At 64.7% G+C, this 15718-nt stretch carries 13 protein-coding genes; 2 read left to right on the plus strand and 11 right to left on the minus strand.

Annotated elements, in window-relative coordinates; genetic code table 11:
• Positions 1–11: 11 nt before the first annotated feature.
• From L0U81_RS00560 to L0U81_RS00595, 8 genes are all read right to left on the minus strand, one after another.
• Positions 12–893 (minus strand): AAA family ATPase, encoded by an 882-nt coding sequence (locus tag L0U81_RS00560; protein ID WP_233799666.1) that lies wholly within the window; start codon positions 891–893, stop codon positions 12–14.
• A gap of 171 nt (positions 894–1064) precedes the next feature.
• A complete protein-coding gene (locus L0U81_RS00565; RefSeq protein ID WP_233799667.1) occupies positions 1065–1862 on the minus strand; it encodes an FAD binding domain-containing protein in 798 nt (265 codons plus the stop codon).
• Positions 1863–1890: 28 nt separating this feature from the next.
• A complete protein-coding gene (locus L0U81_RS00570; protein ID WP_233799668.1) occupies positions 1891–4284 on the minus strand; it encodes a xanthine dehydrogenase family protein molybdopterin-binding subunit in 2394 nt (797 codons plus the stop codon).
• 10 nt (positions 4285–4294) lie between these two features.
• Positions 4295–4804, minus strand: a complete 510-nt coding sequence (locus L0U81_RS00575) for a (2Fe-2S)-binding protein (protein WP_233799669.1) — start codon at positions 4802–4804, stop codon at positions 4295–4297.
• Positions 4805–5220: 416 nt separating this feature from the next.
• Positions 5221–6612, minus strand: coding sequence for an amino acid permease (locus tag L0U81_RS00580; RefSeq protein WP_233799670.1), 1392 nt, complete (start codon positions 6610–6612; stop codon positions 5221–5223).
• 279 nt (positions 6613–6891) lie between these two features.
• Positions 6892–7548, minus strand: a complete 657-nt coding sequence (gene rqpR / locus L0U81_RS00585) for a response regulator transcription factor RqpR (protein ID WP_233799671.1) — start codon at positions 7546–7548, stop codon at positions 6892–6894.
• A 10-nt stretch (positions 7549–7558) separates the two neighbouring features.
• Positions 7559–8446 carry a sensor histidine kinase gene (locus L0U81_RS00590; RefSeq protein ID WP_233799672.1) on the minus strand — a complete coding sequence of 296 codons (888 nt, stop codon included), beginning with the start codon at positions 8444–8446 and terminating at the stop codon, positions 7559–7561.
• Positions 8447–8872: 426 nt separating this feature from the next.
• A complete protein-coding gene (locus L0U81_RS00595; RefSeq protein ID WP_233799673.1) occupies positions 8873–9643 on the minus strand; it encodes a ferredoxin--NADP reductase in 771 nt (256 codons plus the stop codon).
• Positions 9644–10229: 586 nt separating this feature from the next.
• On the opposite strand from L0U81_RS00595, the gene L0U81_RS00600 reads away from it, so the two are divergent.
• Positions 10230–11384 carry a YncE family protein gene (locus L0U81_RS00600; RefSeq protein WP_442793375.1) on the plus strand — a complete coding sequence of 385 codons (1155 nt, stop codon included), beginning with the start codon at positions 10230–10232 and terminating at the stop codon, positions 11382–11384.
• 250 nt (positions 11385–11634) lie between these two features.
• On the opposite strand, the gene L0U81_RS00605 is transcribed toward L0U81_RS00600, so the two are convergent.
• Positions 11635–12660, minus strand: coding sequence for a LacI family DNA-binding transcriptional regulator (locus tag L0U81_RS00605; protein WP_233804162.1), 1026 nt, complete (start codon positions 12658–12660; stop codon positions 11635–11637).
• 297 nt (positions 12661–12957) lie between these two features.
• On the opposite strand from L0U81_RS00605, the gene L0U81_RS00610 reads away from it, so the two are divergent.
• Entirely contained in the window at positions 12958–13962 is a 1005-nt protein-coding gene (locus tag L0U81_RS00610) for an aldose 1-epimerase (protein ID WP_233799674.1), read from the plus strand.
• 69 nt (positions 13963–14031) lie between these two features.
• On the opposite strand, the gene L0U81_RS00615 is transcribed toward L0U81_RS00610, so the two are convergent.
• Entirely contained in the window at positions 14032–14829 is a 798-nt protein-coding gene (locus L0U81_RS00615) for an endonuclease/exonuclease/phosphatase family protein (protein WP_233799675.1), read from the minus strand.
• Between the two features lie 54 nt (positions 14830–14883).
• Entirely contained in the window at positions 14884–15417 is a 534-nt protein-coding gene (locus L0U81_RS00620) for a hypothetical protein (protein WP_233799676.1), read from the minus strand.
• Between the last annotated feature and the right edge of the window lie 301 nt (positions 15418–15718).

The raw sequence follows: 15718 nt of genomic DNA on the forward strand, positions 1-15718 counted from the left end.
GCCGACGATCCTCACCGGGACAGACACTGCGCGATCTGCGTGGCGTCCACGCGCGCGAGATCGTCCTGATACTTGAGCAGCACACCGAGCGTGTTCTGCACGGATTGCGGATCGAGCTCGGTGACCGACAGCGCTTCGAGCGCGCGGCACCAGTCGATCGTTTCGGCGATGCCGGGCGCCTTGAACAGATCCATGCCGCGCAGCCGATGCACGAAGTCGACCGCGCGCCGCTGCAATTGCGCCGACGTAAGTGGCGCGCGCGCGGCGACGATCTCGAGTTCGCGCTCGCGATCCGGATAGCCGATCCATTGATACAGACAGCGGCGCTTCAACGCGTCATGCACTTCGCGCGTGCGGTTCGACGTCATGATGACGAGCGGCGGCTGCGTCGCGCGCACGGTGCCGTATTCGGGAATCGATACCTGGAAGTCCGAAAGCAGTTCCAGCAGGAATGCCTCGAACGGTTCGTCGGCGCGGTCGATCTCGTCGATCAGCAGCACGCGCCGCGCGCCGGGATGGTGTTCGTCGGGCATGAGCGCCTGCAGCAGCGGACGCTTGAGCAGGAATTCGCCGCGATACAGCGTGTCGTTGTCGGGGCGCTCGCCGCTCGCTTCGGCAAGCCGCAGCGCCATGATCTGACGCGGGTAGTCCCATTCATAGAGCGCACTCGCGGTGTCGAGGCCCTCATAGCATTGCAGTCGCAGCAGCGTGGTGCCAAGCATGCCCGCCGCGGCTTTCGCGAGCTCGGTCTTGCCGACGCCCGGCTCGCCTTCGACGAACAGCGGCCGCTCCATGCGCAGCGCGAGATACAGCGCGGTCGCGAGTTCGCGGCTTGCGAAATAGCGCTGGGCGGCGAGTTGGGCAAGGGTGTCGTCGATCGAAGCCGGCTGCATGGTGGTCCTGAATCTGCGCGACAGGCCGTGGCGAAAGCCTGGCGCGAGGGAAGAATGGAACGGGCGCGAGGTCGACGTCAATCGCTCGCGCCAGCTCGCGAAACGAGCCAAGCCGGACTGCGCGCGCCGTGGCGTAAGCGCGCGGCAGACCGGACGATCTGCCAAGGATCGCTAAGTATTCGCCTTCGTGACCGCACGCGCGGCGAGCACCGGAATCAGATGCGCGCGATACGCGGCGCTCGCGTGCATGTCTTCGTTCAGCTCGTCGGGCGACACGCTCACCGCGCGTGCCGCCTCGGGCGTGAAGTTCGCCGACAGCGCGCTTTCGAGCCCGGGCTCGCGAAATACCGATGACGCCGCGCCCGTCACCGCGACCCGCACCCCGCTCGCGAACTTCGCGATGAACACGCCGACCAGCGCGAAGTGCGAGGCCGGATTGTTGAATTTCTCGTACGCGGCGCGCTCGGGCACCGGAAACTCGACGGCGACGATCAGCTCGTCGGGCGCGAGCGCGGTCTCGTACATGCCGACAAAGAAATCGCCCGACGTGATGCGCCGCCGGTCCGTGACGATCGTCGCATCGAGGCCCATGGCCGCGGCTGGATAGCACGCGGCCGGGTCGTTGTTCGCGAGCGAGCCGCCGATCGTGCCGAGCGCGCGCACCTGGCGATCGCCGATATTCCCGGCGAGGTCCGCGAGCGCGGGCAAGACGCGCCGCACGTCCGCGTGCTCGGCGACGTCCGCATGGCACACGGCCGCGCCGATCGTCACCGTGCTCGCGTCGACGGTGATCGACTTCAGCGCGGGAATGCGCGTCACGTCGATCAGCTGCGACGGTTGCGCGAGACGCAGGCGCATCGTCGGCAGAAGGCTCTGGCCGCCGGCGAGGAACTTCGCGTCGCTGTCGGCGGTGAGGGCTGCGGCGGCCGCTTGCGGATCCGTCGCGCGTTGATACTCGAATGAATACATGTCGAATGCTCCGCTCAGGATCGTTGGGTCAGGCTTGCTTCGCGGCCTGTTTCGCGGCTTGAATCGCGGACCACACGCGATGCGGCGTGGCCGGCATCTGCAGATCGGTCACGCCAAGCGGGGCCAGCGCGTCGATGATCGCGTTGATCACGGCCGGCGGTGAGCCGATCGCGCCCGCCTCGCCGCAGCCTTTGACGCCGAGCGGATTGTGCGTGCACGGCGTGCCCTTCACGGTTTCGACCGTGAAGTCGGGCAGATCGGACGCATGCGGCATCGCGTAGTCCATGTAGGAGCCGGACAGCAGTTGGCCACTGTCGTTGTCGTACACGCAGCGCTCGAGTATCGCCTGGCCGATGCCTTGCGCGAGCCCGCCATGTACCTGACCTTCGACGATCATCGGATTGATCACGTTGCCGAAATCGTCGACTGCGGTGAACTTCTGGATGCGGGACACGCCGGTGTCGGGATCGACTTCGATCTCGCAGATATACGCGCCCGACGGATAGGTGAAGTTGGTCGGATCGTAGAACGCGCTTTCTTCGAGTCCCGGTTCGAGCACATCGAGCGGATAGTTGTGCGGCACGTATGCGGCGAGCGAGATTTCCGCGAACGCCTTGGTGCGATCGGTCCCCGCAACGCGGAACACGCCGTTCTTGAACTCGATATCTTCAGCCGACGCTTCCAGCAGATGCGCGGCGATTTTCTTCGCCTTTGCTTCGATCTTGTCGAGCGCCTTCGAGATGGCCGAGCCGCCGACCGCAATCGAACGCGAGCCATACGTGCCCATGCCGAACGCGATACGGCCGGTGTCGCCATGCACGACCTCGACGCTTTCAAGCGGAATGCCGAGCCGGTCCGCGACGACCTGCGCGAAGGTCGTCTCATGTCCCTGGCCGTGACTATGCGAGCCCGTGAACACGGTGACCGAACCGGTCGGATGCACGCGGATCTGGCCGACTTCGAACAGGCCCGCGCGCGCGCCGAGCGCGCCCGCGATGTTCGACGGCGCGAGACCGCATGCCTCGATGTAGCACGAGTAGCCGAGGCCGCGTCGCTTGCCGTTTCGTTCGGACTCCTGCCGGCGCGCGGCGAAACCTGCGACGTCCGCGATGTCGAGTGCGCGTGACAGGATCGTGTTGTAGTCACCGGTGTCATAGGTGAGGCCGACCGGCGTCGCGTACGGGAACTGGGTGATGAAGTTGCGGCGGCGGATTTCCGCGGGGTCGAGCTTCATTTCGCGCGCCGCGGTTTCGACCAGACGCTCGACGACGAACGTCGCTTCCGGCCGGCCCGCACCGCGATACGCATCAACGGGAACGGTGTTGGTGAAGACCGCTTTCACTTCTGCGTAGATCGCGGGCGTCGCGTATTGCCCGGCGAGCAGCGTCGCGTACAGGATCGTCGGCACGCTCGACGCGAACGTCGACAGATACGCGCCCATGTTCGCGATCGTATGCACGCGCATCGCGAGGAACTTGCCGTCGGCATCCATCGCGAGTTCGGCTTTCGTCACGTGGTCGCGGCCGTGCGCGTCGGAGAGAAATGCTTCGGAGCGCTCGGCCGTCCACTTGACCGGCCGGCCGATCTTCTTCGATGCCCACGTGAGCGCAACGTCTTCCGCGTACAGAAAGATTTTCGAGCCGAAGCCGCCGCCGACGTCCGGCGCGATCACGCGCAGCTTCGATTCCGGCAGCGACAGCACGAACGCGGCCATCAGCAGCCGCTCTACATGCGGATTCTGATTCGCGACATACAGCGTGTAGCTGTCGTCCTGCGCCGAAAAGCTCGCATTGACCGCGCGCGGTTCGATCGCATTCGGCACGAGGCGGTTGTTGACGATGTCGAGCGTGGTCACGTGTGCGGCTTTCGCGAACGCGGCATCGGTCGCGGCCTTGTCGCCGTGGCCCCAGTTGTAGCAGACGTTGTCGGGCACTTCGTCGTGCACGGCCGCCTGACCCGGATCGGCCGCATGCGCGGTATCGACGACGGCCGGCAGTACGTCGTAATCAACGTTGATCAGTTCGGCCGCATCTTTCGCGGCGTTGATCGATTCGGCGATCACGAGCGCGACCTGGTCGCCCACGTGCCGCGCTTTCGTATGCGCGATCACGGGATGCGGCGGTTCGTTCATCGGCTTGCCGTCGATGCTGTGGATCAGCCAGCCGCACGGCAGTCCGCCGACGTTCTCGGCGGCGAGATCCGCGCCGGTGAAGATCGCGACGACGCCTGGCGACTGTTTGGCCGCGCTCGTGTCGATGCTCTTGATCTTCGCGTGCGCATACGGCGAGCGCAGGAACACCGCGTAGGTTTGCTGCGGCAGCACGATGTCGTCGGTGTACTGGCCTTTGCCGGTCAGGAAGCGATAGTCTTCCTTGCGTTCGACAGCGGCGCCGATCAGGCTCGGGGTATCGGGTGCGTTCATCGTCGGCTCCTCAGGCGGCATTCGCGCCGGCAGTTGCGCTTGATGCAGCGGACGACTTCATGCCCGCGGCGCCTTCGAGCACGGCCTTGACGATGTTGTGATAGCCCGTACAGCGGCACAGATTGCCGTCGAGCTGTTCGCGCACGTCGTCGCCGGTCAGATCGGGTTGACGCTGTACCAGCGCCACCGCGCTCATCACCATGCCCGGCGTGCAGAAGCCGCATTGCAGACCGTGGCAGTGCTTGAACGCGGCCTGCATCGGATGCAGCGCGCCGTTGTGCGTGAGCCCTTCGATAGTCGTGACGTCCGCGCCATCGGCTTGCACGGCGAGGATGTTGCAGGACTTGATCGCGCGGCCGTTCAGCTGCACGGTGCAGGCACCGCATTGCGCCGTATCGCAGCCGACGTGGGTGCCGGTCAGACGGAGTTGATCGCGCAGGAACTGGACAAGCAGGGTGCCAGGGTCGACTGTGGCGCTCACGGGTGCGCCATTGACCGTCAGACTAATGCTGATCGCCATGAAGCTGTCTCCTTTGTCGGTCGGGTTCAGCGCTTCGGCGTATCGATCCCCGCCTCGGCGCAGACCACGATCCCATGCAAGATAGTTGCTGTGGGTGAGACCGGACCTGTGATTTTTGTTGCCCCTGCTTTGCTTCGACTGCGTTCTGACTGCGATTCGCGAGGTCCGATGAGGGTGCTGCGGGTTTTACAGATCTGCCGAAAAGTAAAGCACAAATCGCGCGGGCGCGCTATGAGGGGAAGTGTGTTCGGCGCGTGCGAGCGCACCAACCGGAACAGGGCGGCCACGGAAGGGAACGCCGGAAGGACATGCGCCCCGTCTGCAGGGCATGACGGAGCGCATCGATAGATCAGCGGAAAGCGAGGCCTGGCTCGCGAGCATTCAGCGCGGCGGGTTGGCCTCGTTGAATCGGCGCATTACTTTGCCAGTTTCGAATGACGGCGCGAGTAGCCGAAATAGATGACCATGCCGATCAGCAGCCAGATCACGAATGCGGCCCACGTGATGCCTTGCAGGTTCAGCATCAGGAACAGGCACGATGCAACCGCGAGCACCGGCACGACCGGCACGCCCGGGCAACGGAATGCGCGCGGCAGCTCGGGGTGCGTCTTGCGCAGCACGAGCACCGCGATCGACACCATCGAGAACGCCGCGAGCGTGCCGATATTGATCAGTTCAGCCAACACATTGAGCGGCACCAGCGCGCCGATCAGACCGAAGAAGATACCGACGAGCCACGTCGTGAAGAACGGTGTCGCGAAGCGCGGATGCACTTTCGACAGCTTCGCGGGCAGCAGGCCGTCGCGCGACATCGCGAAGATCACACGGGTCTGCCCGTAGGCCATGACGAGAATCACGGTCAGCATGCCGAGCACGGCGCCGAGATCGATGAAGCCCGCGACCCAGTTCTGCCCCGCGAGCTGCAGCGCGTACGACACCGGGTGCGAAATACCCATGAACTTCTCCGACGGCACGATGCCGGTGACGACCGCGGCCACTGCCACATACAGCACCGCGCACACGCCGAGCGACGCGATGATGCCGATCGGCAGATCGCGCTTCGGATTCTTCACTTCTTCCGCAGCCGACGATACCGAGTCGAAGCCGATGAACGCGAAGAACATCACCGCGGCTGCGCCGAACACGCCGCTCCAGCCGTGCGGCATGAACGGGTGCCAGTTGGCCGGGGTGACGTGAAACACGCCGACAGCGATCACCAGCAGCACGACGACCACCTTGATCGCGACCATGATGTTGTTGATCCGGGCGGACTCGCGCACGCCGAACGACAGCAGCGCGGTGATCGCCATCATCACGAGGAAAGCGGGCAGGTTGAACAGCGTTTCCTGTCCGGGGATCGCGCCGGGGGCCGCGCTCAGCGCGATCGGCAGCGACACGCCGAAGCCCGACAGCAGCGACTGCAAATAGCCGGACCAGCCGACCGACACTGCCGAGGTCGCGAGTCCGTACTCGAGCATCAGGTCCCAGCCGATGATCCACGCGGCCAGTTCGCCGAGCGTCGCGTACGAGTACGTGTAGATCGAACCGGCGACCGGAATCGTCGACGCGAATTCCGCGTAGGCGAGCGCGGCGAAGCCGCAGGCGATCGCCGCGATCACGAACGAGACCATCAGTGCGGGGCCTGCCTGCACGGCGCCCGTGCCGGTCAGCACGAAGATGCCGGTGCCGATGATGGCGCCGACGCCGAGGAAAGTGAGGTCGAGTGCGCCGAGCGCCTTTTTCAGGCCGGCAGTCTGAGCGCTCGCTGCGAGCATGTGCTCGACGCTCTTTTTGCGAAATAGGGACATTGGCGTGGGTCTCCAGTAGTGCACGCGTGTTGCGCGCCGAATGTCGGGAAAACCCGTAATTCTAGCGGATGCATGCGGGCGACCCGGTTCGCTGCGCCGTTTTTTTGGCATGGGCGACGGGCGGAAACTCCCGCCAGGAGGCGGTTTCGGGGTGGTCTTGCGGTATCGGGAGCAGAGTTGTGGTGAAGCTTTTGCTGGATAAGCAATATATGCGGAGGGACTTTCTCTGTTTGCGCCGTTGCCGCGTGGCGCAACGCCGCGCGTGCGGCGCCTGCTTGCCTAGCCCGCCATCGCGGGATTCAGATCGACGAGGCGGTTGCTCATCACATAGAACGTGAGTTCAGCGTTGTTGCGCAGCTTCATCTTGTCGAGCAGCCGCGTGCGGTACACGCTGACCGTCTTCACCGACAGCGACAGCGTCGCCGCGATATCGGTGAGCCGTTTGCCCGACGCGAGCATGCACAGCGTCTGGTATTCGCGATCGGACAGCTTTTCGTGCGGCAGTTGTTCGCCGTCGAACGAGACGTAGTCGGCGAGCGCCTCGGCCATCTCGGGGCTCACGTACTTGCGGCCCGCCGCGACCTGCTGGATCGCACCGATCATCTGCGCGGCGTCGACCGTCTTCGACAGATAGCCGGACGCGCCGGCTTTCAGCGCACGCACCGCGTACTGATCCTCGCGGTACATCGAGAACATCAGTACCGCGACGCGCGGCGCCTTGCGCTTCAGGCGCTTGAGCACCTCGACCCCGTTCATGTCGGGCAGCGAGATGTCGAGAAGCACCACGTCGAAGCTCTGATGGACGACCGCGTCGAGCGCTGCGGAACCGCTTTGCGCCTCGGCGACTTCGCGCGCGATACCGCGATCGAGCAGCAGTTGGCGAACGCCCTGGCGGACCACCGCGTGATCTTCGACGATCAGGATGCGCAGGCTCATGGTCGCGGGCTCACGATTGCAGTGCGCGCCGGGCGGTGCGCGGCGCGGCGGTGTCGGCGAGCAGCGCGTGCCAGGCGAAGCGGGCCTGGATCAGGGTGCCGCGCGGGGCAATGGCGCCGGTGCTGCCATCGCTGCTGCCCTCGCCATGTCCGATGCCCGCGCGTCTCGCGCTGACCCGCAGCGCGCCGTCGAACGCGGTGCAGCGCGCCTGCATGCCGGTGAGGCCGAAATGGCCATTTGCCTGATTCTCGCCACCGAGTTCGCGCGCGCCGCGTGGCAGGCCGATACCGTCGTCGCTGACGAAGAGCTTCAGATGACGCGCTCCGGTTTCGAGGCGCACGTCGGCGCACGTCGCATGGGCATGCTTCGCGACGTTGTTGAGCGCTTCCTGCGCGACGCGGAACAAGGCGAGCGCCGCATCGGCGGGCAGACGCGCGAGCCGCGCGTCGTCGGAGCAGGTGAAGGTGGTGCGCAAGTCGGTGCGCGCGGCGAAGTCGCGGATCCAGCCTTGCAGCGCCCCGGCGACGCCGCTCTCGAACGACGGCGCGTGCAGCTGCGCGACGGCTTCGCGGCTCGCTGCGCACACGGCGTCGAGCGAACGGTTCGCGACCGCGAGCGCGGCTGCGCATTGCGGCGGCGCGTCGGCGGGCAGCCAGGTTTCGATGCCGGCGAGCGCGAAGCGCGTCGCGGTCAGCTCGGCGCCGACGCCGTCGTGCAGCTCGCGCGCGACGTGACGGCGCACGCTCTCCTGTGCGTCGACCAGTTCGGCCGACAGCTCGCGCACCCGCGCACGCAACCGTTCGATCTCGCGCGCGGCGAGCGACGGCATGTCGACGCCATCACGCTGCGCTGACGAGGCCGGCGGAGCGTTGAACGGGACGGCAGTCGACGTATCCATAAATTTCCCTCTCAGGAAGTGGAGCGGACAGCGAAGCGGGCGCACTCAGGCGGCACAAAAAGCTTGCGAATCACGAGGCATCGCACCTCGCCATCGGGCAACCTGCGCGACGGGCGAAACACGACGGCCTGACGTAACGAAATTTACATTCAGTAACAAATCAGGCCGACCACATTGGGGGCTTGAATTCGTCTGATCTCGCGGCGCGATGATATCTTAAAAAAAAGAAAAATGCAGTCGTACCAAGGGTTAGCGCAGAGTTTTCATAGATTACTTGATGTGCTGTGCATGCTTGTCCTGTCAGAGGAATTCCGACAGCGAAGGTGATGTAACGGGTTCCAATTTGTAACGGACAACAAAAAAGGAGCCCGGAGGCTCCTTTTCGTGGAATTCGCGGCGCGCGGGCCGCGAACTGGGGATGGCGGCTTAGCCGACGAAGGCCTTTTCGACCACGTAATGACCCGGCTCGTTGTTGCTGCCTTCCTTGAAGCCCGCGTCTTCGAGCAGCTTGCGCGTGTCGCGCAGCATATGCGGGCTGCCGCACAGCATGACGCGGTCGTTCTCGAGCGAGAAGCCCGGCACACCGAGGTCGGCGAACAGCTTTTCGGTTTCGATCAGCTCGGTGATGCGGCCGCGGTTCTGGAACGCTTCGCGCGTGACGGTCGGGTAGTACAGCAGCTTTTCCTTCACGAGCTCGCCGAGGTGTTCATGCGCCGGCAGGTGCTCGGTGATGTATTCCTTGTACGCGAGTTCATCGACGAAACGGCAGGTGTGCGTGAGGACCACGCGCTCGTAGCGGTCGTAAATGTCCGGATCCTTGATGATCGACATGAACGGCGCGAGGCCCGTGCCGGTGGACAGCAGCCACAACGTCTTGCCCGGCAGCAGGTTGTCGGCCACCAGCGTGCCGACCGGCTTCTTGCCGATCAGCACTTCGTCGCCGACCTTCAGGTGCTGCAGACGCGACGTGAGCGGGCCGTCCTGCACCTTGATGCTCAGGAATTCGAGATGTTCTTCGTAGTTCGCACTGGCGAGGCTGTAGGCGCGCAGCAGCGGCTTGCCCTCGACCTGCAGGCCCACCATCGTGAACTGGCCGTTTTCAAAGCGGAACGACGGATCGCGCGTGCAGGTGAAGCTGAAAAGCGTATCGGTCCAGTGATGGACGCTCAGGACGGTTTGTGAATTCAGGTTGCTCATGGCTTCTTGGATAGTGCGAAAACAAAGGCGGCCAGTCGTCTGAGCCGGCCGGCACGGCAAGGGCGAGGCTGCGCTGACCCGTGGTCGGGACTCACGCGCAATCCGCTATTTTACCGTGCCCGCGGGGGCGGGGGCGTGGTGCGGCGGTCGTGCGTGGTGAAGCGGGTTGCCGGACCTGGAAGCGGCGGCGCCGGTCTGCTGGCGCCGCGAAGTACGTTGGCGTGAGTGCGGCCCTGCTTCAGCGGGATACGGCGATTCGGCGAATGCCGCGCAGGGCGGCTGTCATTGGCTGTCCGGCGTGCGCAAAAGCGCCGCGCCGCGCGGGCAACAATTTCAGGATGATACCGAAAGGCGGCGTGCACCGCAGCATTGACCCTGCTGATAAAACTGGCAAATGGGGCGGAACCCTCCCGGCGCCATCGCGATCGTGTGGCGTTAGACATCGTTCGCGCGGGGTGATTTTTTGGGGAATACGCGGGGCGTTTCGTCGTTTACGCAGGACGCGAGTCGCGCGAAGCAATGCTGTGTGGTGGCTGCACGACTCGTCCTGGCGGCTCCGTCCGTCCCTGCGAGTAGGAGGTGTCAAATGGAAGCTTCTCGTGCGATGTCTACATGCGGTTCAAATACTGGCTTCAACGGATTGATGAAACGGGCACGCGCATCGCGCTTCATGCGTCGTGCGATTTGTGGAGCCGGGTTGCTGGCTTTATCGTTGGGGACTGTCGGGGCCTGGGCGGAGGAGGTGATCCTGCCGCCCAATTCGGTGACCTCTTCGACCATTCCGACCAATGGCGATGTCAATCCGTACGGCATTGCGTTCGTGCCGGCCGGCGTGCCGTCCTGGAGTACGCTCAAACCCGGCGATGTGGTGGTGTCGAATTTCAATGCGAGCTCGAATCTGCAGGGAACCGGTACGACGATCGTCAAGCTCGTGCCCAATAGCAACCCGGTGACGTTCTTCCAGGGACAAAATCTCGGTCTCACGACGGCACTCGCCGTGCTAAGAAACGGCTTCGTGCTGGTGGGCAATGTGCCGACCACGGATGGCAAGAACGTCGTCGCGCCGGGCTCGCTGCTCGTCATCAATCCGCAGGGCGGTCTCGTCAAGCAACTGATAGATCCCAAACTGCTGGATGGCCCCTGGGACCTGACCGTGATCGACGGGGGGAAATTCGTCAGGGTCTTCGTCTCGGATGTGTTGAGCGGCAAGGTCGCGCGGATCGATCTTGAGATCGAGGAGGATGGCGTTGAGGTGAAGCCGAGTTCGACCATCATCGCGTCAGGCTATATGCACCGCACCGATCCTGCGGCACTCGTGGTCGGTCCGACAGGGCTGGCCTACGACCCAGCGCATGATGTGCTTTACGTCGCCTCGACAGGTGATAACGCGGTGTTCGCGATCTACGGCGCTGCCAACGCGAATCATGATGGAGGGATCGGTCGGATGATTTACCAGGACAACAAGCACCTGCACGGTCCGCTTGCGCTGGCACTCGCCCCCAATGGGCATCTCGTTACTGCAAACGGCGATGCGGTCAACCCCGACCCGCAACATCCGAGCGAAATCGTCGAGTTCACCGTGGGCGGACAATTCGTTGCGCAATTGCGGGTCGATGCTGCGTCGGGTTCAGCGTTTGGCCTGGCCTTCGGTCTCAATAGCAAGGGCCACCAGCAGTTTGCCGCGGTAGACGACAACACGAATTCGGCGACAGTCTGGACGTTGCGCACAGACAGTCAATGAGCGAACACAGAACAACGATCTGACACGCCGTGACACGGCGAGTCTATCGGTACACAGATGTGGGTCTGGAGCGGCGATAGTCGGGCCAAGCCTCGGTCAGACAAGGACCACTTGTCTGACGGATTTGGTGACGCCCAACTCGCGGGTGCCGCTCGCGCGCGCGACGGCCACCCGCATCTTCCCGACCCGACGTGTCGATTATTTCACCTGAAATTATTATTGATCTATCGCTAATAACATTAACTGTCGGTTATTTTGCCTCGGTAACTACACTGACCGACGCGCGTTCGACCAGCGGTCCGTCCAGCTTGACCATGCGATGCCGCACCGGTGCGCCGGCCGCGCGGTTGTGCTCCTCCTGAAGGAGCGTCTCGACGGCCCATCGGCCGAGTTCGTAGTTCGGCAGCACCACGGTCGACAGCGGCGGATGCGTGTGGCGCGCGATTTCCTGGTCGTCATAGCCGAGCACCGCGACGTCCTCGGGCACGCGCAGGCCGAGCTGCTTGAGTGCCTCGATCGCGCCGATCGCGGTCAGGTCGTTCGCGCAGAAGATCGCGGTGGGCGGATCGGCCTCGCGCATCAGCGAGAGTGTCAGCTCGAAGCCGAGGCCCGAACTCCAGTCGCCGTCGCGCACGAGTTCGGGCGCGAACGGCAGGTCGGCGGTCGCGAGCGCGGTGCGGTAGCCCTTCAGACGGTCCTTCGCGGCGTCCTGCCACGGCTCGCCGTTGATGTAGCCGATGCGCCGGTGGCCGGCCTGCAGCAGGTACCCGGTCGCCAGATGGCCGCCCGCGACCTCGGCCGGCACCACTGACGAAAACGTGCCGTCGCCGGTGTAGCAGTTCAGCAGCACGGTCGGCACCTTCGAGAGCGCGACCGGCGGCGTCACCTTGCGCGTGTAGACGGTCGCATAGATCACGCCGAACACGTGCGGATTGGTGAGGACCGTGTCGAGCACCTGTCTTTCGATGTCGGCGTTGCCGTGCGTCGAGTAGACCGCGAGCATCTTGCCGCTCGCGTACGCGGCGTCGCGTGCGCCGTCGATGTTGACGACCGGGTGCGGACTCGTGGAGATTTCGTCGGCCAGATAGACGATCAGATTGCGCTCGTCGCTCGATGTCGCAACCGGCACACGCAACGACAGCCGGTAGCCGAGGTCGTGCGCGGCCTTCAACACCTTTTCGCGGGTGGACTCGGAGAATTTCGCGCCAGCCGCGTTGTTGAGCACGAGCGAAACGGTGGATTGCGACACGCCGGTGAGTTTGGCGATGTCGGTCATGGTCGGGCGGCGTTGAGTCGATTGTTTCATTGTGCGGGCCGAGGCGAGGCGGCGCTGAAGCAGGGGAATGCCGGAGGCACCGTACTGCCGACGGTACCACTAATAATATCCGCGCGGCAACGTGCGCGAATCCGCCATTGGGGAATGGGGTTTGGGGTGCGTTACGTTCTCTTTCGAACGAGTTTATTACTAATAATATTGACCGGCAGCGCGCCGTCGTGCGATTCTCGCTCGGTCGGACTGAGGTAGTCCGCCCGCCGCGCGGTGCGCGGCACGCTAAAGGAGAAACATCTGACCATGCGCGACGCTTCCCTGAATCCGGTTCGGCCGCGCGAGGCACAACCCGCTACTCACTCAGCGACGCAACTCCCGTGGCTCGACGATCCCGCGATCGCCGCGCGCCTCGTCACGTTGTCGGCCGGTGCGTTGCGCGCGGTGCTCGCGCCCGATGTCGGCGGCGCGCTTGCGGCGTTCTACGAAGTCACACCGGACGGCCCGTTGCACTGGCTGCGGCCGGCGGTGGCACAGGCGTTCGAAGCGAGCGATCCGCTGCGCATGGCGAGCTTCCCGCTGTTCCCCTACTGCAACCGGATTCGCGATGCGCGCTTCGAGTTCGACGGCACGACGATCGATCTCGGCGGCAACGACCCGCGTTTCGCCCACGCGCTGCACGGCAACGCGTGGCGGCATCCATGGCGCGTCGGCGCGCGCAGCGACAACTCGGTGGACTTGCACTTCGAGCATGAGCCGGATCCGCGCGTGACCGGGGACTGGCCGTTTCGCTATCGCGCGCGGCAGCGCATCGAGTTGCGTGATGGCGCGTTGCGCATCACGCTGTTCGCGCAGAATCTCGCAGGCCGGCCCATGCCGTTCGGCATGGGCCATCACCCGTACTATCCGCGCACCGCCGCGACGCGCATCCATGCCGACGTGCGGGCGATGTGGCACGCCGACGCCGACGTGCTGCCGACGCATCTCGGCCCACATCCGGCCGTCGATGCATTGCGCGCGGGCATGTCGCCCGATGCGTTCGATCTCGACAACAACTTCGCGAACTGGTCGCGCGTGGCGACGATCGCGTGGCCCGACGAGCACCGCAGCCTGACGATGCGCGCCGACGCGCCGTTCAATCACATGGTCGTGTTCGCGCCGGCCAACGATCCGCAACTGTGCGTGGAGCCGGTCACGAATACGACGGATAGCTTCAACGTGGTCGGCGTGCGCGAGCAGGTCGGGGGATGCGTGCTGCAGCCGGGAGAGGAGATCGAAGCGGGGTTGAGCTGGACGCCGCATCGGGACTGAGGGCGTTGTCCGGTTGAGAGCGTGTACGCGCTTGCCGTGGACGAAAGAAAGCGCGCGAGACAGAAGCACTTACTCCAGCCGCAACCTCGCCACATAAGGCAAATGATCCGACAGCCATGCGGTCTCCTGCGTCGGCTGAATCCACTCGACGGGCTGCATGCCGCGCACGAACATCTTGTCGAGCGACAGCGCCGGCGAGAACGCCGGGAACGTGCGCGCCGGTTCACCGAGCAGCGTTGCGACTTCCTGCAAGCCGTGCTCGCGAAAAAGCGGCACCGAGTCGTTGCGCCAATCGTTGAAATCGCCGGCCAGCACGAGCGGCCCGTCGGGTGCTTCCTTCGCGATCCAGTGCGCGATCCAGTGCATCTGCCGCAACCGCGCCGTGCGCGTCAGCGCGAGATGGGCGCAGAGCAGCGTGACGAGCCGTCCGCCGAACGTCGCGCGCGCGACCAGCAGGCCGCGCTTTTCGAAGCGGTGCGCGGAGATGTCCCAGCGGCCGCCGAGATCGAGCGGATGCGGCGACAGGATCGCGTTGCCGTGCCGCCACGACGGCTTGAACACATTCGGGCCGAGAGCGACTTCGAGTTCGAGCGCGCGAGCGATCTCCGTCGCCTGACAGTGCCACACGTCGGTCAGCGGATCACCCATCGGCGCGCCGAAGCTGGTGGCCAATACCGGCGACGGCATGCGCCGCGCCATTGCTTCCTGCAGGAAGTACGCGTCCGCGTGTGTCGATTGAACCCAGCGCTGCATCGCCTGCCAGGCCTGAAAACCGAGTGGCGTGCGGCCCTTGTGCAGGTTCCAGCTCACCGCGATGAAATCGTTCGGTGCGAGGTTCTCTCGGATCAATTCTTCGGGGTTTCGCATGCCGCGTTATCCACGTGTTCTGTTTGAGTGCGTCGGTCAGGCGCGCTGCGCCCGTCAGTTCGGATTGCTGGCGCCGTTCATGGCGCCATTGCCGTTCGTACCGCCAGCCACGACGTTCGCATACACGCGGTACACGAGGTTCGGATCGTGATCGATGATCGTCCAGCTCGCCCATTGATCGGGCGGCACCACGAGACCCGGGTGGCTCGCGCTGACCTCGCGCGGCTGCGGCGGCAGCTTGCAGCCGATGTCGGTGCGCCCCGCGTTGGTGTCCTCGAGCGTTTCCTGGGTGTCGATGGAAAACATCACGCCCTCCGGATCGACGCGCAGCGGCGATACCGTGATCGTGCGCGACAGATCGATGCTGCCGCCCGGCTGGTCCTTGCAGCCGACGTTATGCTGCACGACCTGGTGATGCGTATCCGTGCGCGCCTGGCCCACGGTAGTGGTGCCGTTGAACGAGTCGATCTGCTGACCATCTTTCACCACCTGCAACTGCCATTGCACGACCTGCTGCGCTGGCCGTTGTTGCGCGTGGGCGAGCAACGAAGCGCCAAGCAGCATGGCCACGATACTGGTTTTCCACATAGAAGGATCTCCGCTCGCGCGTCGGTTTGCGCGGTTGCCTCGTCGCAGCAATGAGAGAGCCATCTTACCCCCGATGACCGCAACGATTTCTGACACGGCCAGCGAGGGCCGGTTCAGCAACAATCCATTCCAGTTATGGATGGGAATGCCACGAGGGCGCGTCCTGCGGGCGTCTCCCGGAGCCCGCGCTGATTAGCAGCAGAGCCCCACGAGTGCTGGCTTGCACGCGTTTATGTCGTCGCTACACTGGACTTGAACCGGTGCTCACAAGGCGCCGCCGCAGCAACCAGACAGACGGGGT

The sequence above is a fragment of the Paraburkholderia sp. HP33-1 genome (assembly GCF_021390595.1).
Lineage (GTDB): Bacteria > Pseudomonadota > Gammaproteobacteria > Burkholderiales > Burkholderiaceae > Paraburkholderia.